At 36.4% G+C, this 22,776-nt stretch carries 16 protein-coding genes and 1 pseudogene; 11 read left to right on the forward strand and 6 right to left on the reverse strand.

Going from position 1 to position 22,776, the window contains the following annotated elements; genetic code table 11:
- Positions 1 to 469: 469 nt before the first annotated feature.
- Entirely contained in the window at positions 470 to 1,156 is a 687-nt protein-coding gene (locus ACQKOF_RS11625) for a YjjG family noncanonical pyrimidine nucleotidase (RefSeq protein ID WP_427556926.1), read from the reverse strand.
- Between the two features lie 119 nt (positions 1,157 to 1,275).
- Between ACQKOF_RS11625 and yeiL the strand changes: the two are divergent.
- Both yeiL and ACQKOF_RS11635 read left to right on the forward strand, forming a co-directional pair.
- A pseudogene (gene yeiL, locus ACQKOF_RS11630) lies at positions 1,276 to 1,790 on the forward strand (transcriptional regulator YeiL); the annotation flags it as partial.
- Between the two features lie 350 nt (positions 1,791 to 2,140).
- Positions 2,141 to 2,704, forward strand: coding sequence for a DUF2269 family protein (locus ACQKOF_RS11635; RefSeq protein WP_427556929.1), 564 nt, complete (start codon positions 2,141 to 2,143; stop codon positions 2,702 to 2,704).
- A gap of 77 nt (positions 2,705 to 2,781) precedes the next feature.
- Here the strand turns inward: ACQKOF_RS11635 and ACQKOF_RS11640 are convergent, their stop codons facing one another.
- Complete coding sequence (locus ACQKOF_RS11640; protein WP_427556932.1) at positions 2,782 to 2,937, reverse strand: hypothetical protein; 156 nt, start codon at positions 2,935 to 2,937, stop codon at positions 2,782 to 2,784.
- A gap of 209 nt (positions 2,938 to 3,146) precedes the next feature.
- Between ACQKOF_RS11640 and ACQKOF_RS11645 the strand changes: the two genes are divergently transcribed.
- From ACQKOF_RS11645 to ACQKOF_RS11675, 7 genes are all read left to right on the forward strand, one after another.
- On the forward strand, positions 3,147 to 4,535 hold the full coding sequence (locus tag ACQKOF_RS11645) for an aldehyde dehydrogenase (RefSeq protein WP_427556934.1): 1,389 nt from the start codon (positions 3,147 to 3,149) through the stop codon (positions 4,533 to 4,535).
- Between the two features lie 628 nt (positions 4,536 to 5,163).
- Complete coding sequence (locus tag ACQKOF_RS11650) at positions 5,164 to 6,630, forward strand: UDP-N-acetylmuramoyl-L-alanyl-D-glutamate--2,6-diaminopimelate ligase (protein WP_427556937.1); 1,467 nt, start codon at positions 5,164 to 5,166, stop codon at positions 6,628 to 6,630.
- A gap of 460 nt (positions 6,631 to 7,090) precedes the next feature.
- Positions 7,091 to 8,668, forward strand: coding sequence for a peptide chain release factor 3 (locus ACQKOF_RS11655; RefSeq protein WP_427556939.1), 1,578 nt, complete (start codon positions 7,091 to 7,093; stop codon positions 8,666 to 8,668).
- A gap of 750 nt (positions 8,669 to 9,418) precedes the next feature.
- The gene (locus ACQKOF_RS11660; protein ID WP_427556942.1) at positions 9,419 to 12,472 is read left to right on the forward strand and encodes an efflux RND transporter permease subunit; all 3,054 of its coding nucleotides are present in this window, start codon (positions 9,419 to 9,421) and stop codon (positions 12,470 to 12,472) included.
- Positions 12,473 to 12,492: 20 nt separating this feature from the next.
- Positions 12,493 to 13,578 carry an SDR family oxidoreductase gene (locus ACQKOF_RS11665; protein ID WP_427556945.1) on the forward strand — a complete coding sequence of 362 codons (1,086 nt, stop codon included), beginning with the start codon at positions 12,493 to 12,495 and terminating at the stop codon, positions 13,576 to 13,578.
- Positions 13,579 to 13,985: 407 nt separating this feature from the next.
- Positions 13,986 to 14,750, forward strand: a complete 765-nt coding sequence (locus ACQKOF_RS11670) for a TerC family protein (RefSeq protein ID WP_427556948.1) — start codon at positions 13,986 to 13,988, stop codon at positions 14,748 to 14,750.
- A gap of 104 nt (positions 14,751 to 14,854) precedes the next feature.
- Positions 14,855 to 16,210, forward strand: coding sequence for a TrkH family potassium uptake protein (locus ACQKOF_RS11675; protein ID WP_427556951.1), 1,356 nt, complete (start codon positions 14,855 to 14,857; stop codon positions 16,208 to 16,210).
- A 452-nt stretch (positions 16,211 to 16,662) separates the two neighbouring features.
- Here ACQKOF_RS11675 and ACQKOF_RS11680 read toward each other — a convergent pair whose 3' ends face one another.
- On the reverse strand, positions 16,663 to 18,402 hold the full coding sequence (locus ACQKOF_RS11680; RefSeq protein ID WP_427556954.1) for a B12-binding domain-containing radical SAM protein: 1,740 nt from the start codon (positions 18,400 to 18,402) through the stop codon (positions 16,663 to 16,665).
- Positions 18,403 to 18,612: 210 nt separating this feature from the next.
- Between ACQKOF_RS11680 and ACQKOF_RS11685 the strand changes: the two genes are divergently transcribed.
- Both ACQKOF_RS11685 and ACQKOF_RS11690 read left to right on the forward strand, forming a co-directional pair.
- Positions 18,613 to 20,079, forward strand: coding sequence for a PAS domain-containing sensor histidine kinase (locus tag ACQKOF_RS11685; protein WP_427556995.1), 1,467 nt, complete (start codon positions 18,613 to 18,615; stop codon positions 20,077 to 20,079).
- 122 nt (positions 20,080 to 20,201) lie between these two features.
- Positions 20,202 to 20,648: a MarR family winged helix-turn-helix transcriptional regulator gene (locus ACQKOF_RS11690; RefSeq protein ID WP_100544210.1), complete on the forward strand. Its 447-nt coding sequence runs from the start codon at positions 20,202 to 20,204 to the stop codon at positions 20,646 to 20,648.
- Positions 20,649 to 21,019: 371 nt separating this feature from the next.
- On the opposite strand, the gene ACQKOF_RS11695 is transcribed toward ACQKOF_RS11690, so the two are convergent.
- The 3 genes from ACQKOF_RS11695 to ACQKOF_RS11705 form a co-directional block, all read right to left on the reverse strand.
- Positions 21,020 to 21,721, reverse strand: coding sequence for a hypothetical protein (locus ACQKOF_RS11695; protein ID WP_427556957.1), 702 nt, complete (start codon positions 21,719 to 21,721; stop codon positions 21,020 to 21,022).
- Positions 21,722 to 21,785: 64 nt separating this feature from the next.
- Positions 21,786 to 22,400, reverse strand: a complete 615-nt coding sequence (locus ACQKOF_RS11700; RefSeq protein WP_370045861.1) for a CPBP family intramembrane glutamic endopeptidase — start codon at positions 22,398 to 22,400, stop codon at positions 21,786 to 21,788.
- Between the two features lie 81 nt (positions 22,401 to 22,481).
- Positions 22,482 to 22,670 carry a YkvS family protein gene (locus ACQKOF_RS11705; protein ID WP_053483503.1) on the reverse strand — a complete coding sequence of 63 codons (189 nt, stop codon included), beginning with the start codon at positions 22,668 to 22,670 and terminating at the stop codon, positions 22,482 to 22,484.
- Between the last annotated feature and the right edge of the window lie 106 nt (positions 22,671 to 22,776).

Raw genomic sequence — 22,776 nt, forward strand, 5'->3', positions numbered from 1 at the left:
TAAAATTGTTTGAAAATTGGGGCAATGTTAAGGGGAGTATGGTGTTAGCCCTTCTGCTAATCTTGAAATGAGATTTGTGTAGTATAAACGAACAATTTAAAAAGTTTCTTTATTGGACAGGCACCTTCCAATCATTATTGCAGACAAAACAACATCATATTTTTTATATAGAAATTGTCTTTGTAAAATTAATGAACCAATTAATATACAAGTACATGCTGCTAAAGCAGTATAAATAAAAACACCCAAACCTCTCCCTCTATATTGTAAATTTTGTCACAAAAATTACAATAAGTCCTATATTCATTTATATGAAAAAAACTCACGTACATAACGCGAGTTTTCACTATTCTATAAAAACAGTTGTGCCTTAACCAATACATTTCCCTCTATTTCTTTGGCTTATTGCATAAGACACTCTTCCATCTTTAAAGAGCTAGTGCCATGTTTTAATCTAATAAGATAGTAATTATCGTAAAATTTGATACAGCTCATTAAGACTTTGTATTTCATAAGTAGGGACAATTCCAGTATGATTCGGTTTCTTTACAGAATTAAACCAACATGTATCTAATCCTGCTAACTGTCCTCCTTTAATATCCGCACTTAAGGAATCACCAATAATTAATCCTTTCTCCACAGAAAAATTAGAAATTCGTGCAAAAACATAATCGAAATATTCCTTCATTGGCTTTTGATAGCCCGTGTCTTCTGAAACAAAAATATCCTTAAAGAATGAATGTAACCCCGAATTACGCAGGCGTTTATCTTGCGTTTTGGAAACACCGTTTGTAACAATATATAAATCATATTCGCTTTGGAGATCTTGTATTAGTTCAAAGGCTCCAAGAATAAGCTGATCCCCTTCTTCTAAATAACGACGATAATTCTGTTCAAATAAAGATCCATCAACTTCTTGGCCGTACTCCTCAAATAAAATTGAAAATCGAGTATTCACCACCTCATCTCGGTCTATTTTTCCTTCTTCAAAGGATTTCCACAGGCCTTGATTTATTGTTTTATAACGTGCTGTAATTTCATCAGTTAAAGGGATTTTTTGTTCCTCAAAGAGTAAATGTAACGCCGTTCTCTCAGCTGCTTTAAAATCTAATAATGTATCGTCTACATCAAATAGTAATGTTTGATATTTCTTCATGTTGCTTCTCTCCCGTTCCTCTAAAAAAATATGCTTTTTCTTTTGTTCTCAAATAAATCGTATCACTTCTTCTTGTAAAAAGAATAGGAGATATCTCATACTAAATGATCGGTGAAAAAATGAAAATCGAAAAAAAACGAGATGAAATTTACAATTATGTACAGCACTTCAACTTTTAAACGTTCTTTATCATTTGATATTTTTCCATATACAGAAGTTCATTTATTTAAGAGAACTGATTTGTAACGAAGGAGAAGAATTACCATATCTTTATTACCTCATTTCCGGAAAAGCAAAAATATATATGAGTCATCCGAATAGAAAAAATTCCTTAATTAACTTTGTAAAAGCTCCCTCGCTTATTGGAGAATTAGGATTAATTGGAGTTGAATCCGTAACAAAAGGAATTGAAGCTATAGAACCTTGTATCTGTTTAGCTCGCCCTCTTAAAGATTGTCATCATCTCCTATTACAAGACGCACATTTCTTACAACAGCTATGCAAATTTATTGGAGAAAAAGCAATCACTTGAACTGAACAATATGCGAAAAGTTATAATTATCCCTTAGAAAATCGATTAGCAGCCTTCATTCTGTTAACAGAACAAAACGATTGTTATCTGGATAAACATACATAGGCCTCTGAATACTTAAAATTACAACAGTTAGCAGATGATATTCCACAATTGGAAGCAGCATTATTGATTACACGCTTAAAAAACTATTTATTTACTCTTGAAGAAATCAAGGTTATTTTAACTAATTGGCAGGATGCCGATCTTTTTCAAGCTAAAATGAAGACCAAACAAGAAAATCTAACGCAACAGATAACTTGTTATTTTGTACGGGTGATTTATGTTTGAATTTATTCAATTTGTTTTTAACGACCACGTTAAGGTCGATGAAGTTTCTCGCCGCATGCATAAGCAGCTCGACTTCTTGAGCATAAATGGCGGGAGCAAGAGCCGGTAAGGAGTGAAGAAAAATGAGTATATATGTTTGGTTTAAATATATCCATATCATGGCTGCAATCATCATGGTTGGTACGACGATAACCAATGGTCTGGCCAAAATGTTATCGGATCGCACCGGAAATGTACATCGAATCGCTTCAGCCATGACGTTCACCATGTATTTTAATAAAATTCTCATGTTTCCCTCTTTAGTTGTTTTAGCGATCAGCGGCATCGGGTTAACCGCCATCCTTCATCGTTCTTTGTTGGAAGGGTGGATTTTCCAATCCGTGATCATGCTTATGGCTTTGTTCGCACTATTTGGAATCGGTTTGCGGTACGAGCGACGAATGCACAGCATCGCCTTGCATTCGGAAGAAAACAAGTGGCGCGAGATGCCGAGCGATTATTGGACATGGAGCAAAATATCAATCCCGATCGGCTTTTTGGCCATGGTGGTCATTTATTTTGCTTACGTTATACTTGATGGTCGGGCAGAGAAGCCTTTTTTAATTTTTTGTAGGGGAGGTTTCCATCGTGAAAAGAGTATTAGAGTCTGTTTAAAACCACGCCTGTTGATTAACATGCTTCTTTAAGTTTTTCTAATTTATACCTATTTGGTGAAGTACAAAATAGCGCATTATAGGAAATAACCTCCTATAATGCGCTATTTTTAATTAGCTTCAGGTTCTTCTTTTTTCTCAATCGGTGTTGTAGAGAGATATAAGAAAGCCTCATCTTGCAATAGCAATAATTTTTCTTCACAAACACCGTGCGCTAATGGTCCAGAAAAAATAGATTCCCACCAAGTTCCTGTTGTTGTTGTCATTCATTTATGCCCCCATTTCAATTTTTCAATATGTAGTTGTAAATTTCCCGAAATCACAAAACCTTCTACAGCTCTAACTTATTCTTTACACATCCCCTCGTTTAAGAAAGAGGAATTTTGGTTGTCAATGTTGTATCGTATAGACAAAGATAGTTTGTTTCGAAATGAAAAAACTATGTATGCCATTTTAAAAAAGGGGTGCTTTTATTATGAATTTTACGACGCAAGATGTAGAAAATATGATTACAGAGCAACGTCAATTTTATTTTTCTCGAGCAACGAAGAGTACAAAATTTCGAAAAGAGCAGTTACTAAAACTGAAGAAAACGATTTTAAAATATGAAAAAGAAATTTTGAATGCTCTCTATTTAGATTTACGAAAGAGTGAGTTTGAGGCATATGCAACAGAAATTGGCATTGTTTTAGATAGTATTTCTTATATGGTAAAGCATGTTGAAGAATGGATGAAACCTGAAGCTGTAAGAACTCCGATTCAATACCAGATGGGAAAAAGCTTTATTGTAAGAGAGCCATATGGCGTAACATTAATCATTGGTCCATTCAATTATCCATTTCAACTTGTCATGGAGCCATTAATCGGTGCAATTGTTGGTGGTAATACGGCTATTGTAAAACCATCAGAAACATCTGTGCATACAGCAGCAATCGTTAAAAAAATAATCGAAGAAACATTTAATCCTTCATACGTGCGTGTTGTGGAAGGAGAGAGAGAAGAAGTGTCAACACTTATTCATGCGTCCTTTGACTATATATTTTTTACAGGGAGTGTGGCAGTCGGAAAAGTTGTTGCAAAGGCAGCAGCAGAACGATTAACACCAATTGCCCTCGAACTTGGCGGGAAAAGTCCCGCAATTGTCGATCAAACAGCCAATTTAGAAGTAGCGGCGAAAAGAATCGCTTGGGGTAAATTTACAAATACTGGTCAAACCTGTGTGGCACCAGATTATGTCCTTGTCCATAAAGATGTCTATGATCAATTTATGAAAATATTGAAAGCAACGATTCGTTCCTTCTATGGTAAAAATGCATTAAAAAGCCCTGACTACGGCCGTATTGTGAATTTAAGACAATTTGATCGCTTACAGCAAATTATCGTGGAAGAACGTGATGCTATTACATTTGGTGGTAGAACAGATCGTGATGATTTGTATATTGAGCCTACAATTATTGGATATGTGAAATGGTCAAGTCCTTCGATGCAGGATGAACTATTTGGTCCGATTTTACCTGTGATGATGTACGATGATTTACCGCTGGCCATTCACCAAATTCGTCAGCTACCAAAGCCTTTAGCGGCGTATTTTTTCTCAGAGCATGAAAAAGCTACCCAGTACTTTTTAGAGGAATTACCATTTGGTGGCGGATGTATTAATGATACGATTACACATGTGGGGAATTTATATTTGCCATTTGGCGGTGTTGGGTCATCAGGGGTAAAAGCATACCACGGGAAGGCAAGCTTTGAAAACTTTACCCATCCCAAATCCATCTTAAAAAAATCTTCGAAGTTAGAGACGAATGTTCTCTTTCCCCCATATAAACAAAAGGTTAAGCTTGTGCGAACTATTATGAAATAGTAAAAATGAGGCGTCGGATCGCTAAAGGTCCTTGACGCTTCACTTTTTTTAGTAGTCACATTAACCAAGCTCTCCAAATATAACTTCCAACATACATGAATCAATAACGATTGTCGATAAATGTTGATTTTTGATAAGTCAGGTTATTTTGAGCTCTCAGATTAAAAATTGGAGATGCCATTTATATAAGTTGAGTGGAGGCTGGGCGACTCCTTGGGGACCAGCAATAGGGGAACGAAGGCTAAAACCATCACGTCCTGTGATAATCCTTCGTGACCAACATCGGTGCTGCTGCCGCTTCGCTTTCGCGCAAAAAACATCTGTTGGCCCGAGACCCTGCAGCGAAGCGGGTTTTGTCTGTGCGAAAGCGAAGCGTCAGCAACAAAGCGCCTAGCCGGAACGGAAATTAACCCCACGTTATGGTGAGGAGCCAAATTTCGGTGAAATATTAAAGATATATTGAAATGATAGCGTTTTCATCGAAAAAACGTCTTACAAGCATTTTCTTTATGGGCGAATAAGTAGTAAAATAAATTCAATAGAATGTGGGGGTATTCATCTTGTCATTTTTTGTCGAATAAACAACAAATGATGAAATGAATGTAGAGATTGATTGGAGGACTATGAAATGTATGCAGAGGAATTGTTGAATGCATTACCTTTGAAAAAAATAATTGGAGTGCTACCTGACCAAGTAAGTGATATTGTAATTGATTCACGAAGTGTACAACCAAATAGTATGTTTGTTTGTATAAAAGGTTATACAGTAGATGGTCATGACTATGCACAAAAAGCTGTTGAAGGTGGCGCAACAATTGTTGTGACGGAACGAAGATTACCATTAGGAGAAAATATTGCACAGGTCATTGTGAAAGATACGGATCGAGCAGTTGGCTTGTTAGCTGCAAAGTTTTTTGACTATCCGTCGAAAGATATGACAATGATTGGCGTAACAGGGACAAATGGAAAAACATCTGTAACAGGTATTATTCAAAATATAATGCATGGTATGGGTGAGAAATCTGCACTAACAGGAACAATCGGCTTTAATTTAAATGGTATTTTATATGAATCAGCAAATACTACAAGCGATGCATTATCGACTCAACAAATGATATTCCGTGCAAAAATGGAAGGCTGCCGATTAATGACTATGGAAGTATCTTCACACGGTTTAGCACTTGGACGTCTAGCTGGCGTAGAGTATGATGTAGCTATTTTTACAAATCTTACACATGATCATCTTGATTTCCATGGAACGATGGAGGAATATGGCCATGCGAAGGGCTTATTATTCTCTCAATTTGGACAAGACTTAGAAAAGAATAAATGTGTAGTGTTAAATGCTGATGATGCTTGGTCAGAGCGCTATGCTGCGATGACACCATTTCCAGTATGGACATATGGTTTAAAAAATGAAGCAGCTGATTTCCGAGCTATTAACTGTGAGTATCATGATTTCATGACTTCTTTTGACGTTGATATGCCAGAGGGAATATACCATGTGAAAATGCATTTACTCGGGGAATTTAATATATACAATGTGCTTGCTGCTATGGTTGCTTTTTATGGCCGTGGCTATTCAATGGAAACAATCATTGAGCAAATTGAGCAATTACCACCAGTGAAGGGACGTATGGAGAAGGTTTGCTCAGATTTACCTGTGCAGATTTTTATTGATTATGCACATACACCTGACGCAATAGAAAAGGCGATCTCTTCAGCTCAACCATATAAAAAAGGCAAGCTTATTTTCCTAGTCGGTACAGGTGGCAATCGTGATAAATCGAAACGTCCAGCAATGGCAGAAAAGGCATCAGCCGCGGATTACGTTATTTTAACGACAGATGACCCACGCTATGAAGACTACGATAGTATTACAGGTGATCTTGCCAAAGGGATGCTACATGAAAATTATGCATGTATAGGAGACCGTGCTGAGGCAGTACGTCATGCGATTGAGATTGCTGAACCAGGGGATATGATTATTTTTGCTGGTAAGGGCCATGAAGATTATCAAATTATTGAGAATACTAAATATCCGCATAGTGATGCAGATATTGCAATAGAAGCTGGCCGTCTAAAATTTGTATAATATATGATCTCCAATGAGGATGTTAGAGCGTACTTGATAGTGAAAGCTTAATGCATGAAATAATGCGGCAAGTTCACCGTACTTAGAGAACCCTTTTAGTTAGTACTAAAGGGTTTTCTTTTTGGGTACTTTTACCTTCTATCAGCAGGTGTTTGGACACCTGCTGATAGAAGGTAAAGCCTCCGGCGAATGTCACGGAATCGGAAAGGAGTTCTATGTGCAGGCACAAAGCCGATTCCGGACACAATTATGCCGAGGCATAATTGACCATGAAGGTGAATGTATCGATGTTAACAAACAAGTGAGTCGATAGAAAGAAAGCAGCAGTCATCGAAATGTTTGAGGAAGCTATAACATTGAGCCTCATCACTTCTTTTTTTGGGGAAATCATGTAAAAAGGTTGTAAGAAGGGCAAGTCTTCTTTTATTATTATTAAGTATGAAAAAAGGAGAATGACGAGATGAATTCAAATTTAGAAAAAGATATATTATCGCGTCGAACTTTTGCCATTATCAGTCACCCTGATGCTGGGAAAACGACGATTACAGAAAAGCTTTTACTATTTGGTGGTGCCATTCGTGATGCCGGTACGGTAAAAGGAAAGAAATCAGGTAAGTTTGCAACATCTGACTGGATGGAAATTGAAAAGCAACGTGGGATTTCTGTAACTTCTTCAGTTATGCAATTCGATTATAGCGGCTCACGTGTCAATATTTTGGATACTCCAGGTCACCAAGATTTCTCGGAGGATACGTATCGTACATTAATGGCGGTGGATAGTGCTGTCATGGTCGTAGATGCTGCCAAAGGTATTGAAGCTCAAACTTTAAAGCTCTTCAAAGTTTGTAAAATGCGCGGTATTCCAATTTTTACCTTTATCAATAAACTAGACCGTCAAGGGAAGGAGCCACTTGAGCTGATTGAAGAGCTTGAGGAGGTACTTGGCATTAACGCTTACCCAATGAACTGGCCTATCGGTATGGGTAAAGAGTTTCTAGGTATTTATGATCGTTATAATAAACGTATCGAGCAATTCCGTACTGATGAAGAAGAACGTTTCTTACCAATTGATGATAATGGGGAACTTGCAGTCGAGCATCCTATGAAGGTGACTTCATATTATTCACAAGCAATGGATGACATAATGTTGCTCAACGAAGCGGGTAATGAATATTCTGAAGAAAAAATTCGTCGTGGTGAATTAACACCTGTTTTCTTTGGTTCTGCCTTAACAAATTTTGGTGTGCAAACATTCCTTGAAACATATTTACAATTTGCACCGACACCACAGCCTCGAATTACTGAGGATGAACTATTTATTGATCCAGTTGAGCATGGGGAGTTTTCGGGCTTCATTTTCAAAATTCAAGCCAACATGAATCCTGCACACCGTGACCGTATTGCCTTTGTGCGTATCGTATCGGGTAAATTTGAACGTGGCATGAACATGACTTTATCTCGTACAGGTAAATCATTCAAAGTGACACAATCTACGCAATTCCTAGCTGACGACCGTGAAACAGTAGATGAAGCTGTTGCTGGTGATATTATCGGTTTATATGACACAGGTACTTATCAGATTGGTGATACAGTTGTAGGTGGGAAAAAGACATTCCAATTTGAAAAACTGCCACAGTTCACTCCAGAGCTATTTGTTCGTGTAACTGCGAAAAATGTTATGAAATCTAAGCAATTCCATAAAGGGATTTTACAATTAGTGCAAGAAGGCGCTATTCAATATTATAAAACGTTGCATACAGAGGAAGTTATTCTTGGAGCAGTTGGTCAATTACAATTTGAAGTTTTTGAGCATCGTATGAAAAACGAATATAATGTTGAAGTGAAGATGGAGCCAGTTGGTTCGAAAATTGCAAGATGGATTGAAAACGAAGAAGATGTTAAAGAATCGATGTCTTCAGGTCGTTCAATGCTTGTAAAAGACCGTTTTGATAATTTTGTGTTCCTATTTGAAAATGAGTTTGCTATGCGTTGGTTCGCTGATAAAAACGAAAACATTAAACTGTATAGTCTCTTATAATAAAAACAAAATTGTCAGGATGATTTCCGTTCCAGGCTACTCGCTTTCCCTGCGGGAAGCTTTGCTCTGCAACGAAAGCGAAGCGACAGGAGCACTCGAGTAGCCTTCCACTCCAATCAGCAATAGCGTAGAACTTTTATAAAATTTATGCATTGCAAAAGTGAACGTAGTGGTTACTCATCAGAATGGACTTACAACAGTTAAGCCAATTGTATAACTGTTATTGCCGCGGCTTCGTTTTGCCAAAGAGCCATACTTTTTTTATATGACACTTTAATTTCATGAAAAAACACGAATCGACATGTTGCGATTCGTGTTTTTTTACAAGGAAAATTGGAGCTATATGTAGAATATATACAGTATTAGGAAATATAATCTTGATAAAAAGTCTCCAGGGAAGAATATGTAAATTTATAAGATCTTTACTAAAAAATGGGGTTGCATTTGTTAAAACCTATACTATGTATATATAAGTTGATTGGAGTGGAGACTGGGCGACTCCTAGGGGATTAGCGATAGGGGAACGAAGGCTAAAACCATCACGTCCTGTGATAACGCCTTCGTGACCAACATCGTGTTGGCCCGAGACCCTGGAGCGAGCAACGCGAGTGAAGCGGCTCATCGGACGCTCCCAGGAAAGCGCCCAGTCGGAACGGAAATCAACCACATGTTATGGTGATAACCAATTTTATAAATTATTCTCCTCTTAGGGTATTATAGAGGGAAAGGGATAGAAAAGGAGCTTGTAAAGTGAACATTAGTAATTTTTCTATTAAAAGGCCTGTTTTTACAATAGTTACGATGATATTAGTCATTATATTAGGTGGCGTTTCATTATTAAAAATACCTATTACGCTTATTCCAGAATTACGTCCGCCAATAGGCATCGTTGTTACTTCTTATCCTGGTGCAAGTCCAACAGAGGTTAATGAGAAAATAACGAAGCCATTAGAAACAACGCTCGCCACCTTACCAGGGATAAAAAAACTACAGTCTACCTCTCAAGAAGGATCCAATTTAATTATTCTCGAGTTTGATTGGTCAACTAATATTGAAGATGCTCAGCTCGATATTTTACAACGAATCGATATGACCCCTTTACCGAATGGTGCTGAGAAACCTAGCTTTTTAAAATTTGATCCATCACAATTTCCTATAATACAACTTTCACTACGGGCGGAAAATGATAATGTAGATGTGCGTTTACTGGCGGAAGCCTTGGAAAAAGAACTTCGTCGAACAGCTGGTGTCGCGAGTGTCAATATTTCCGGTAAGCTAGTAGAAGAAGTTCAAATAACTTTAGATGAATCGAAGCTAGTTGAAAAAGGATTAACCCAAGCAGATATTATTCAAATTATTCAATCGAGCAATGTTTCTCTTCCTGGTGAACCAGTGTTAACAGCAGATGGGAAAATGTTAACTACTCGAATTTTAAGCACTTTAAATTCGCCAGAAAGCATTGCTGATTTAATCATTTCAGTAAATCCACTAGATGGTAAAGCATTAACAGTTGGAGAAGTAGCGACTGTTGAGCGCACAGAGCAAAAATCCGTAACTACAACCCGAGCAAATGAGTATCCAGCAGTATTAATGTCTGTGTTACAGGAGTCGGGTGCTAACACGGCAGAGGTATCAAAAGCTTTTAAAGAAGCTTTAAATGAATTGTTAACGAAGAAGCAATATCAAGGAATCGTTGCAGACGTTTTAGTGGACCAAGGAAACTACGTGGATTTAGCGATTAGTAATATCGGATCCTCTTTACTTTTAGGTGGATTATTCGCAATGTTTGTATTATTTGTCTTTCTACGTAGTGTGAAAAGCCCTATTATCATCGGTATTGCGATTCCATATTCAGTGATTGTTACATTTGTTTTAATGTTTTTTGCAAATTTCTCGCTCAATATTATGACATTAGGGGCGTTAGCACTTGGCATCGGTATGCTGGTTGATAATGCTATCGTCGTTATTGAAAATATTGAACGACATTTAGGACTTGGCAAGGACCCGATAGTAGCAGCTAAGGAAGGGACAAAGGAAGTGGCACTTGCGATTACAGCTTCCACTCTCACAACTATTGCAGTATTCATTCCTGTAATGTTTATTGAAGGATTGATAGGGCAAATTTTCACAGAATTTGCATTAACTATTTCCTTTAGCTTAATTGCTTCATTAGTCGTTGCGTTAACAGTTGTCCCAATGCTTGCAAGTCGTCTTTTAAAAATGAAATTAACGAATATTTATGAAAAACGTAATGAGTCATCCTTTTACAAGAGCTACAAAACATCAATTATTTGGGTATTGCGTCACCGTATGCTTGTACTAATCTCAGCAGTTGTCTGTTTTGGACTTGCATTGTTTGGGCTTATGAAAATTGGCACAGAGTTTTTACCGCCAACCGATGAAGGATTTACATCCATTAGTGTAAATCTTGAAAAAGGGGTAGCAGTATCAGAAACAGAAAAAGTTGTTGCGAAAATTGAGGAACGCTTGAAACGGGAGAAAGATGTTGACGTATATGTTAGCTTAATCGGTGGTACACAGCAGGCACAAGCACGAGGACAAACAAGTGCAAACCAAGCAGAGCTATATGTAAAGCTTGTCCCTTTAGCAGATAGGGACCGTTCGATTTTTGAATTTGTGGAAGAGGTTGAGCGAGATTTGCATGCAGAGCTAGGTGAGCAAGTTGAACTCAACTTCAATGTCTCAACGACAACAGGTTCGACACCAAATACATTAACGTTTAGGCTAACAGACTCTGATGAGCAAAGACTTCATAGCTCTGTTGATAAAGTACAACAGGAGCTATCAAAGGTAAAAGCCATCACAAAGGTATCGACGGATTTAGATATTACTGTCAAAGAAATTCAAGTCGAAGTAGACCGAGAAAAGGCGAAGGACTACGGATTTGTACCTGCACAAATTGCTCAAACTGTCAATCAAATGACGAAGGGTCAGCTAACTACGCAAATAATGGCTGAGGATGGTGCTGTATTGCCTGTTTATACAGGCTTTGGACAAGTGTTTAATGATAGTATCGAGTCATTAAAATCGATGCAGCTTCGTTCACCTGCTGGTTTATTTGTAAAGCTAGAGGACATTGCGACTGTTTCTGTACAGGAAGGACCAGTATCGATAAGACGTTCTGATCAGGCGGCTGCTGTTGCATTTTTTGTTGAGTATGAAACGAAGGAATCACTAGGAGGCATCTCAGCAAAAGTGGACAAAGTATTAGAAAAAGCAGATTTACCAACTGAAACTCAAGTTGTCTTTAGTGGAGATCGTGAGCTTTATGATAGTGCGATTAACGATATGCTTTTAGCAGTTGCGTTAGCAATAGTGCTTGTATATATCGTGATGGCTGCACAATTTGAATCATTCAAATATCCATTCGTTATCATGTTCACAGTACCATTAATGATTATTGGCGTTGCAATTGCAATGTTTGCTACGAACACGTTAATTGGTGTGACATCTGTTATAGGGATCTTAGTACTAGTTGGAATTGTCGTGAATAACGGGATTGTACTTGTCGATTACATTAATCAACAAAAAGCTAGGGGAATGGCGACGTATGATGCGATTTTACTTGCTACACAAGATCGACTTCGACCAATTTTAATGACTGCACTAACAACAATCTTAGGATTGCTGCCACTTGCTCTTGGCATGGGAGAAGGAACAGAGATGAATCAACCGATGGGGATTGTAGTAATCGGAGGACTTGTGACATCAACTTTGTTGACATTATATATTGTACCGATTGTATATAGTTTAATGGATAAAACAACAAGGAAGATGCGGTAAGTTCAGGGGGGGGATGAGAGATGGGGATTCATTTTTTTACAGGTTTTCCGGGTTTTATTTCAAGTCAATTAATTCGAGAGTTATTTCGAAAAAATCAATCACAGGAAGTAATCGCAATTGTTTTAGCTGGGGAATTAGTAAAGGCGAATGTAGAAAGAGAAAATATACTAGCAGAGTTTCCTAATTGTTCTATTCATATTGTAGAGGGAGATATTACATTACCAAATCTCGGTCTAGAAAATCAAGCTGTACAGGAAATTGTACCTCAAATTGAGGTGCTCTGGCATTTAGCTGCAATTTATGATTTAGCAGTACCACGTGAACTAGCATGGAAGGTCAATGTGCATGGTACGACGATGGTCAATGAGTTTGTTCGAACACTTCCAAACTTAAGACGCTATATGTATTTTAGTACAGCGTATGTAGCAGGAACACGTGAAGGTGTATTATGTGAAAACGAACTAATTCGCCCTCCTGCATTTAAAAACTATTATGAGGAAACAAAATATGAAGCTGAGCATCGAGTAGAGGATTTGAAATCGGAAATACCATTGACAATTATTCGACCTGGCATAGTTCGTGGACATTCTGAAACAGGAGAGACTATTAAATTCGATGGGCCTTATTTCTTTTTAAATATGGTGGATAAATTAAAATGCCTTCCGTTTATCCCGTATATTGGTCAATCGAAATCAACAATAAATGTGGTGCCAGTGGATTACATTATAAATGCTTCGACTTATCTAGTTGATGAAAAATGTGCTGAAGGGAAAACCTTGCACCTAACGGACCCGAATCCGCATCCTGTACAGGAAGTGTATCGTACGATGGTAAAATTATTAACTAACCATTATCCTAAGGGGCGATTACCGTTAATACTAGCAAGAATATCTTTACAAGTGCTACTTATTCGAAAATATCTAGGTGTTGAGCAAGAAACTTTAGACTACTTAACTTGGAATGCTAAGTTCGATACTTCAGAAGCAGTTACTATTTTGAAAAAGGGTGGTATTACTTGCCCCGATTTTATACAGACTATGCCTAGAATGATTGATTTTTATTTAGTGCATAAAGAAGATAAACGTTATCAAATTCAAATAAAGTGAAGCTTCCTTTAGTGGTATGTAGATAGAGAGTTAAAGTTTACCAGATTGAAGTTATTGTGGGTTAATAGTAGGGGTAGATAATTTTGCCACTCATATATGATAGTGCTATAATAAGTTAACAGAAGAAAAACCTTCGACGTTTGTCAAAGGGGAGTAGCTAACAGATACGAGCGATGTATCTGGATTACATTCGTCATGACATGGTTTTTACCATCGGGTGTGATAGGCGAGTAACTCTATGCTAGCGATAATTCAACTACTAGTAATAGAGCGAAACTGATAAAAAATGTCAGGTATTTATTTGCTCAGCGAGACCTTTGCCTTTTTATAGAGGCAGAGGTCTTTTCTTTTGTACTCGTATAATAATGACTATTTTGGGTATAGAGAGCTTTAGAGGAGGCACATGAATGGAATCAATTTTATTACAATACGGTTGGGTACTTATTGTACTTGTAGTATTAGAAGGGTTATTAGCAGCAGATAATGCAGTTGTAATGGCTGTGATGGTGAAGCATTTACCACGAGAGCAACAAAAAAAAGCATTATTCTATGGATTATTCGGCGCGTTAATTTTCCGATTCTCAGCACTCTTTGTCATTACAGTATTAGTGAATTATTGGCAAATTCAAGCGTTGGGAGCAGCTTATTTATTATTCATGTCTGCCAAAAATATATATGATTTGCGTTATAAAGGAGATTCAAAAGAAGTATCTAACGATGAAGCGGAGAAAAAGGGCGCTAGTTTTTGGATGACAGTGCTAAAGGTAGAAGCCGCGGATATTGCATTTGCTATTGATTCTATGCTTGCTGCAGTTGCCATTGCTGTATCTTTACCGCAGTTAGGAAACTTTGATATAGGTGGCATCAATGGTGGACAATTTATCGTCATGTTACTTGGAGGATTTATCGGAGTCATAATGATGCGATTCGCGGCGCAATGGTTTGTGAAATTATTAAATGACTATCCCTCACTTGAAACCGCTGCGTTTTTAATTGTAGGTTGGGTAGGCGTGAAGCTTGTTGTGTTAACTTTGTCACATGAGAAGGTGGGTATTTTACCTGCAGAGTTCCCACATTCTACTGCGTGGGAGTTAACTTTCTGGATTGTATTAGTGGGCATCGCATTAGTAGGCTATTTAGTAGGAGTTCGTCATAAAAAACAAGTTCAATGATCTTTTAGAGGAATAGTCGTATCTATTCCTCTTTCTTTTTTTAAGTATTTTTTCTATACTAATATCTATCGAGTTTGGCATCATATAAGGAAGGGGTTGTCAAAGTGCCCTGGAAAAGATCAAAAAATAGACTTGTAACACCTTTTCAGGTACTTGTCTCTTATTATTTTATAGCTATAGCGATTTCCTTCCTGTTACTACGGCTACCAGGCGTTCATCAAGAAGGTGTAAAAGTTTCATTATTAGATAGTTTGTTTACTGCAGTAAGTGCAGTTAGCGTAACAGGTTTAACAACAATCAATATATCTGAAAGCTATACAAAATTTGGGCTCGCGATGGTTCTTGTCATTTTACAGCTTGGCGCAATTGGCATTATGTCACTTGGTACCTTTGTGTGGTTACTAGTTGGCAAAAAAATTGGTATGCGTGAGCGTCAATTGATTATGATCGATCATAATCAATACAATTTGTCAGGGGTTGTTCAATTAATTCGGGAAATATTGAAAATCTTAATTGGTATTGAATTGATGGGTGCATTTATTTTAACTTTGCATTTTACGAAATATTTCGGTACTTTTCAAGAAGCCTTGTTTCATGGTGTCTTTGCCTCCGTTTCAGCTACTACAAATGGTGGCTTTGATATTACAGGTATGAGTTTGCTTCCGTTTCATAAAGATTACTTTGTTCAAGCGATAACGATGGTGCTAATTGTGCTTGGCGCAATAGGCTTCCCAGTCTTAATTGAAGTGAAAACCTTTTTACTGAATCGCCATGCAAATTTCCGCTTTAGTTTATTTACAAAAATAACAACCTCCACATATGCAATTTTATTTGTGGTAGGGGCTGTCGTTATTTTATTGCTTGAATCATTCCATTCCTTTAAGGGAATGTCTTGGCATGAGGCTCTGTTTTCTGCAATGTTCCATTCTGTATCAACACGATCAGCTGGACTTACGACGTATGATGTAACAACCTTTAGTGAAGCGACAGATATTTTTATGAGCTTTTTAATGTTTATTGGTGCCTCACCAAGTTCAGTTGGTGGTGGGATACGTACAACAACGTTTGCAATGGCCATTTTGTTCCTAATCACCTTTTCACGAGGAAGAGAGGATATTCAAGTATTCGGACGTGAAATATATTTAATTGATGTATTCCGCTCGTTTGTTGTTATTTTATTGGCATTCTTTATGGTATTAGTTGCGACAATTATTTTACTCATTAGTGAGCCACACGCATCACTGATTCAAATAATTTTTGAAATTACATCAGCGTTCGGAACGTGTGGGATGTCTTTAGGAATCACCTCCGACCTATCGGTAATTGGCAAAATTATCATTATGATTTTAATGTTTGTTGGTCGTGTCGGTTTAATTTCCTTCCTTTACACTCTAGGTGGTGGAGGTAGAGGCAAAAAATCAAGTTATCACTATCCTAAAGAACGAGTAATTATTGGATAAAGTACTAGAAAATCAAAAAAGAGCTAATGTAGCTCTTTTTTAATTTCCTTAATATTTTCCGGTTAAAAAATGAAGAATTTAGAGATTATTTTGATGGAAAATTTATCCATAAAAACGTTTCTAGATTGTTTAATTGGCTAAAAAATTGGTGTTGCCACAAAATTGTCGAAAAATTTTAAATTGTTTTTCCTGGTTAACATGACTGTTTGGTAGGTAATATTTACAAGTATAGGGTATTGGTGGGTTGAGAATTTCGTACTAAATTTTTTTAGGATAATTGTAATGCCTCTAAGAACATCTGTTAAGCATAATAAAGCTATGGTTTTTATTTACAATAGATTCAATTAAAAACGTAATTGTTTGGTTTTATTTTAGGTTATAGGAAATTTAAGAATTCTTTATGAATGAAAAAAACGCTAGTCCTATATTTATTAATGGACTAGCGTTTCTTATTATATAGATTGGATTGTTGCAAAGTATGGTGCTTGACCGTTACGGAAGTAAGTTAAAAGATAGCCATTTTTTTGTACAATTTTGCCATTTGAGAAATTCTGGAAATCTATGTGATGCGGAATAATGAGCGTATGTTTAAACAACTCTTTTTCAGATAGATTGAAGTTGGCGAATGCCTCACCTGCAATTGTAGGGTTTTCACGTAAAGCATTATAAAGTGCTTTTTGTTGCTCCTCTGTAGGGCGCTCCTTCCACCATAATTTACGTGGCTGGAACTGCTGTACCATTAAATAATCTAGTTGCATTAGGCTTTTAATAATATTTAAATTAGCACCCTCTACAGTTTCTAAAAACATTAATAAACGACGGAATAAATCCTCGAGCTGATGTCCGATACGGGACCAACCTTTAGTTTCCCAATAAGTACCGAAATTTTGGAAGAAATCAAATGGTGTTTCAAACACTTCAGTTACTAAGTATTCAATCGTATGATCCATACGGTGATCGTTCCAGTATTTCTCAAGTACATCCTCTGCATGTTTAATGCGAACTATATCATCAAATGTTAAGACATTGTTTGAGAAAATCTCGTAAGGAGATTGGTCTACATACGTATAGCCGAATTTTTCAGCCTCTAGACGAAGGCCAGTACCACGCAGAAGTTTTAGGAATCCAAGCTGTAATTCTTCTGGTCGCATTGCGAAAACATCATTAAAGGTTTGACGGAAGCTTGCATAATCTTCCTCTGGTAAACCAGCGATTAAATCTAAATGCTGATCAATCTTTCCACCTTCTTTGACCATCGTCACTGTACGCGTTAGCTTTTCGAAGTTTTGACGGCGCTTCACAAGAGTATTTGTTAAGTCATTCGTTGATTGAACACCAATTTCAAAACGGAAAAGACCTTTTGGTGCGTTATCATTTAAAAACTGGATAACCTCAGGACGCATAATATCTGCGGTAATTTCAAATTGGAATACAACCCCTGGCTTATGTTCATCGATTAAAAACTGGAACATTTCCATTGCATAGCTGCGGCTTATATTAAATGTACGATCAACAAATTTGATAGTACGTGCACCGTTGTCCATCAAGAATCGAATATCTTCTTTTATTTTTTCTCGGTTAAAATAACGAACCCCTACTTCAATAGAAGATAAACAAAATTGACAGCTAAATGGACAGCCTCGACTTGTTTCAATATATTGAATTCGTTTGCTTAGATGAGAGAGGTCCTCATCAAAACGAAATGGACTTGGCAATTCACGTAAATCTATTTTTGGTGCTTGTGCGTGAATTCGTACTTTACCATCCTCTAAGTAGCAAATCCCTGGAACATCGTCTAATGCAATTTCTCCATGCAAATAGCGTAGTAACTGTTTAAAGGAAGTTTCTCCTTCACCCATAACTATGAAATCAACCTCTTCAATTCTACGTAACCAATGGTGGGCATCGTAAGAAACTTCAGGTCCCCCGAGCAAAATTTTAACATTTGGACAAACAGTTTTTAACATCTTAATGACGTGAATAGTTTCTTCAATATTCCAAATATAGCAACTAAATCCTACGATATCAGGTTTTTTTTGAAACAAATCTGATACAATATTAAAAGCAGGATCTTTAATTGTATATTCTGCAATAATTGGATTAAATTCTGGTAAAGCTGCACCTTTTAAATAACGCAATGCTAAATTTGTGTGAATATACTTTGCGTTTAATGTAGTTAAAATAGTATTCATTCAATAATCTTCCTTTCAATTTCTAATTGTAACAGTCAAGTAGCTGTCATACAATATAATCCTTTTTACCTATTTATTTTGTGAACAGTTCGTGAAATAATTTTTATACTTAAATTTACTAAATTTTGTAATAATAGAATCGTGCAGTCATAAAGTATAGTAAAGGCTCAAAATTCGATTAAGAGGTTTTTTACTCTTTTGAAAGGTTCGGTGAGAAAGTTGAAGCAAAATGATATTAATCAATGTTTTGAAAATCTTATGACAAGTACTTCGTCACCAACACTTATTCTTAATAAAGCAGGAAAAATTTTGAACGTGAATGAGGCTGCTATTAAACTTTTTAACCTCCATTCAACGTATATTGGTTATTTAACTATGGACGAGCCATCTAATTTAAATTGGGCGAAGTTCGTCAAACAATTAGAAAGTGATTTGAGATCAGAAGAAATCTTCAATATTCAAACGGCTGGAAATGAGTTTGAAATGATGTCTTTCAAATGTTTTTATGATCCAAACACAGAAGAAATTGTTGCGCAAATTTCAACGTTAAATAATGACATAGCTCATGAATTATATGTTAGTCAAGAGCAGGAGAGATCACAATCTTTCAATGCTTATGATCACTTACCGTATGCCGTTATTGTAAGTGACGCTAGCGGGATAATTCTTGGGCTAAATAAGTATGCTGAAATGTATTTAAAAATAGAAAAATCGCAACTTCTTCATAAGGCACATCAGCACATATTTGATGCATTTACGTTGAAGAAAGGTCAAATTACTGCATACCTTTCTAAACTGATGGGTGAAAAACATGCAAGTATTCATGTAGTTGATGAAACTCAAGTTTCTAGCACTTGCTATTATGAAATTTCAAGTATCTTTGATGAATATAACAATATTATTGTCACAGTCATTAATGATGAAACAGAAAAGAAACAACTTCAACATAAAGTTGAACATCAGCAAGCTTTAAATGTTGTCGGTCAAATGGCCGCAAGTATCGCCCACGAAATTCGTAATCCATTAACTTCTTTAAAGGGCTTTACCGAATTACTAAAGCTAAATGCTGATGAAGAGTCACGCATGTATTTATCTGTCATCGATAGTGAACTCCAACGGATGGAACAAATTTTATCCGAGCTTTTAGTATTGTCCAAGCCAACAAGTATGAAAGTGGAATTATTAGAGTTAGATAACATTGTCAAGCAAGTGATTGAGTTTATGCTTCCAGACGCGCTTATGAAAAATATTATGATTCAATACATTTCTACTTCTACACAAGTATACATTGGTGGCAATGAAAATCGCTTAAAGCAAGTATTCATGAATCTTATTAAAAATGCGATGGAATCCATGAATAACGGTGGAACGATCACGGTCGAAATAAATGTTATTGACTGTGCGATTGTAGAATTACTGATTAAAGACGAAGGTGCCGGCATGGACAGTGCTACCCTTCAAAACTTATTCCAACCTTTTTACACGACGAAATCATCAGGGACAGGACTAGGCCTTGCTTTCGTGAAAAAGGTGATTGAAGAGCATGAAGGTGTAATAGGTGTGAATAGTGAATTACAGAAGGGGACATGCTTCCACTTACAATTCCCGATTTACACATTTAATCAGATGGATACAATGGATGTATCCACGAAAGATTCTGCTTATTTAGTAACATAAGAAGAGTCAAAATGGTAACATAAACCACCGTAAAAGGCTTAAAATCAAATAATGCTTTTGACAATGCTTTTCTAATCTCGCTATAATGGCATGTATAAATAGCGAATTGAGAGGAAAAAGATATGACGTCAGAAGATATAAAGCAATCTTTAAAATTATATATTGTATTATCACGTGCACATAAAGCGATTAATGAGACGACCCATCAATTTTTTCAAGAGAATGGATTAAACCCTACTGAATTTGCTGTATTAGAGCTTCTTTATCATAAAGGAAGACAGCCATTACAGCAAATTGGCAATAAAATTTTGCTAGCTAGTGGGTCTATTACGTACGTCATTGACAAACTTGAAAAAAGAGGGTATTTATTACGTGTCTCTTGTCCATCAGATCGCCGTGTTACCTATGCAGAAATTACGGATAAAGGTGAAGCCTTTATGGGAGAACTATTTCCAAAACATGAACAGCATTTACATGAATTGATGAGTGTGCTATCTGTTGAAGAAAAAGACCAAGCTATCACGTTATTAAAAAAATTAGGACTGTCTATTAAGGATTTGTCTTATTAAAAAAAGTTGTCTCAATGAATTTGAGGCAACTTTTTTTATTTTAGACAAGTTGTCTCTAAAAAGTGCTTTACAAAGGTTGGGGTGAGGACAAGGCGAATCTTAAATTTTACTCCAACAAATAACTCTAGAATGCCCCCCTTGGAGATTTAGTGTCATAGAAAAGGGCAGGAGCGGTGAAATCGAAAGTTAGGTATCCTGTCCGGTGTTAGCGTTCTTGTGACCGCTCCTAGCCGCTCATCGGACAATAGACCAGTCAGAACGGAAATCAACCTCACGTTATGCTATAAACCCTATTTAACTTCTGCTGAAAGAAGTTAAAATAATAAAAAGACTGTAGGCAAACAAGTTTGTCTACAGTCTTATTTGTATAATTATTTTTTAGAAATAGTTGCTGCCATTTTAAGCATAGCATCTGTTAAATCTAATTCGTCGTTATCGTGAATTGTTAGTTTTGTAATTAAGCCATCTTTTTCAAAAACAACACCGATTACTTTTTCTGTATCAAAATTTACAACATAACCCTCTATGTTTTTAATATCCTTAAATGCAGCTAGATCTTCAGAAGTTAAAGATGATGTATCACCAACAGCATTCATATAATCTTGCATAGATGTTTTTGCATCTGCGTAGCTTGATTGTGATGAATCAATTGCTTCGATACGCATAAATACTTCAGCATTGTCATTAGAAACTAACATGTCTTTACCTGGTTCTTCTTGAGAAAGTGTAAATCCAGGTAGTTGTTGCATTTTGTAGTCTTGAGTAGCGCTTTTTGATTCCTTTGCTTTCTCAGTTTTGTCTACACCTTTTTGTACATAGTTAACTTCTTGTTCTTTTTTAGTTGCATTGTCTGCATTGTCTGTATTGTCTTTATTTGTTGCATTTGATGTAGGCGTTTCTTGCGATTCATCTACAGTTTTATCCTTAGATGATGGTTGTTGTTGTTCAGCCGATGTATTTGATGGCTCATTTTTTTGAGCATCAGAATCCTCAGTTTTATCAGAAGTATTACATCCTACGACTAAAACGGCTGTTAATAATAAAGCAGGTACTGAAAGTAATTTTTTTTGCATGAAAAGCCCTCCTTTTCTTAATTAAACGTTGGTAAAGATAAAATGTTTCCAAATTTTAATGTTATCATGTTAAAGGTAACACTAAAAATAATAGTAGTACAAAAACTACATGGGCTACAATAACAAGTGGCATACTTTTACGCCATTCATATAACAAGCCCCAAATAAGGCCGGTTACAAATGCGGCGATCATACCAAGCATAAAGCCGCTTAGTGCAATGGAGATTGCGCATAAAATCGCAGTTACAATAACTGCAAAAGTAGGACGCATAAAGCGTTTCAACTGTTGTTGAACATAGCCACGCCAAAAGATCTCTTCACCGATTGCAACAATGAATACGAGTAAAATATAGTGCCAAATATTTTGTGGTCCATAATTTGCTAAAAATTTTTGTACTGATTGTACTAATGAATTATTAATGTATGGTGCAAGCCAATAGCCAAAGCGTATAATACCGTATGTTATTGTACCGTATCCAATACCGAAAAGTAAAAATTTCCAGGTAGGTAACTGATCTTCAATTTTACCAGCCAAAATAGCAATGGCAATACATACAAGTAAAGTAAATGCATACAGGTACCAAAATACAGCTTGGTTAGCAAAGGTAAAAGCAAGCATGCCATAAACGAATAATAAAGAAAGGATCAATATTATTGTTTGTTTCGAATTTGTAAGCATCATTCGACCTCCATGCTTTTAATATTATCAAAAAAAAAGTCCCTTATCATCTATAAAGACAAATAGGGACTATTCAGAATATTAAGCTTCATTTGTATATAAAATTTTGTAACGTTTATGGTTGACGACCGTTTTTTCTTCAATTTCAAGGGAATCGAAATTTTCCATGTATGTTAAATCAACGATCACCGAATTTTCATTTACTTTTTCAACTATACCTTGTAGGCCATCTTTAAACTCGATAATATTTCCAACTTCGGCTATTTTCACAGACAGTCAGCTCCTTCATCGACTAATAATATACAGTTTGCATGAAAAAATGGGAAACGTAAAGCCTTTTTTCAATAATTCATACTTTATTAAATAAAATGTTAAA

The sequence above is a fragment of the Lysinibacillus sp. NPDC093190 genome (assembly GCF_050280425.1).
GTDB lineage: Bacteria > Bacillota > Bacilli > Bacillales_A > Planococcaceae > Lysinibacillus.

Bases quoted from the DNA above. Each gene is read 5' to 3' on its own strand.
- ACQKOF_RS11625 (WP_427556926.1), bottom strand. From the start codon at position 1,156: ATGAAGAAATATCAAACATTACTATTTGATGTAGACGATACATTATTA.
- ACQKOF_RS11635 (WP_427556929.1), top strand. From the start codon at position 2,141: ATGAGTATATATGTTTGGTTTAAATATATCCATATCATGGCTGCAATC.
- ACQKOF_RS11640 (WP_427556932.1), bottom strand. From the start codon at position 2,937: ATGACAACAACAACAGGAACTTGGTGGGAATCTATTTTTTCTGGACCA.
- ACQKOF_RS11645 (WP_427556934.1), top strand. From the start codon at position 3,147: ATGAATTTTACGACGCAAGATGTAGAAAATATGATTACAGAGCAACGT.
- ACQKOF_RS11650 (WP_427556937.1), top strand. From the start codon at position 5,164: ATGTATGCAGAGGAATTGTTGAATGCATTACCTTTGAAAAAAATAATT.
- ACQKOF_RS11655 (WP_427556939.1), top strand. From the start codon at position 7,091: ATGAATTCAAATTTAGAAAAAGATATATTATCGCGTCGAACTTTTGCC.
- ACQKOF_RS11665 (WP_427556945.1), top strand. From the start codon at position 12,493: ATGGGGATTCATTTTTTTACAGGTTTTCCGGGTTTTATTTCAAGTCAA.
- ACQKOF_RS11670 (WP_427556948.1), top strand. From the start codon at position 13,986: ATGGAATCAATTTTATTACAATACGGTTGGGTACTTATTGTACTTGTA.
- ACQKOF_RS11680 (WP_427556954.1), bottom strand. From the start codon at position 18,402: ATGAATACTATTTTAACTACATTAAACGCAAAGTATATTCACACAAAT.
- ACQKOF_RS11690 (WP_100544210.1), top strand. From the start codon at position 20,202: ATGACGTCAGAAGATATAAAGCAATCTTTAAAATTATATATTGTATTA.
- ACQKOF_RS11695 (WP_427556957.1), bottom strand. From the start codon at position 21,721: ATGCAAAAAAAATTACTTTCAGTACCTGCTTTATTATTAACAGCCGTT.
- ACQKOF_RS11700 (WP_370045861.1), bottom strand. From the start codon at position 22,400: ATGCTTACAAATTCGAAACAAACAATAATATTGATCCTTTCTTTATTA.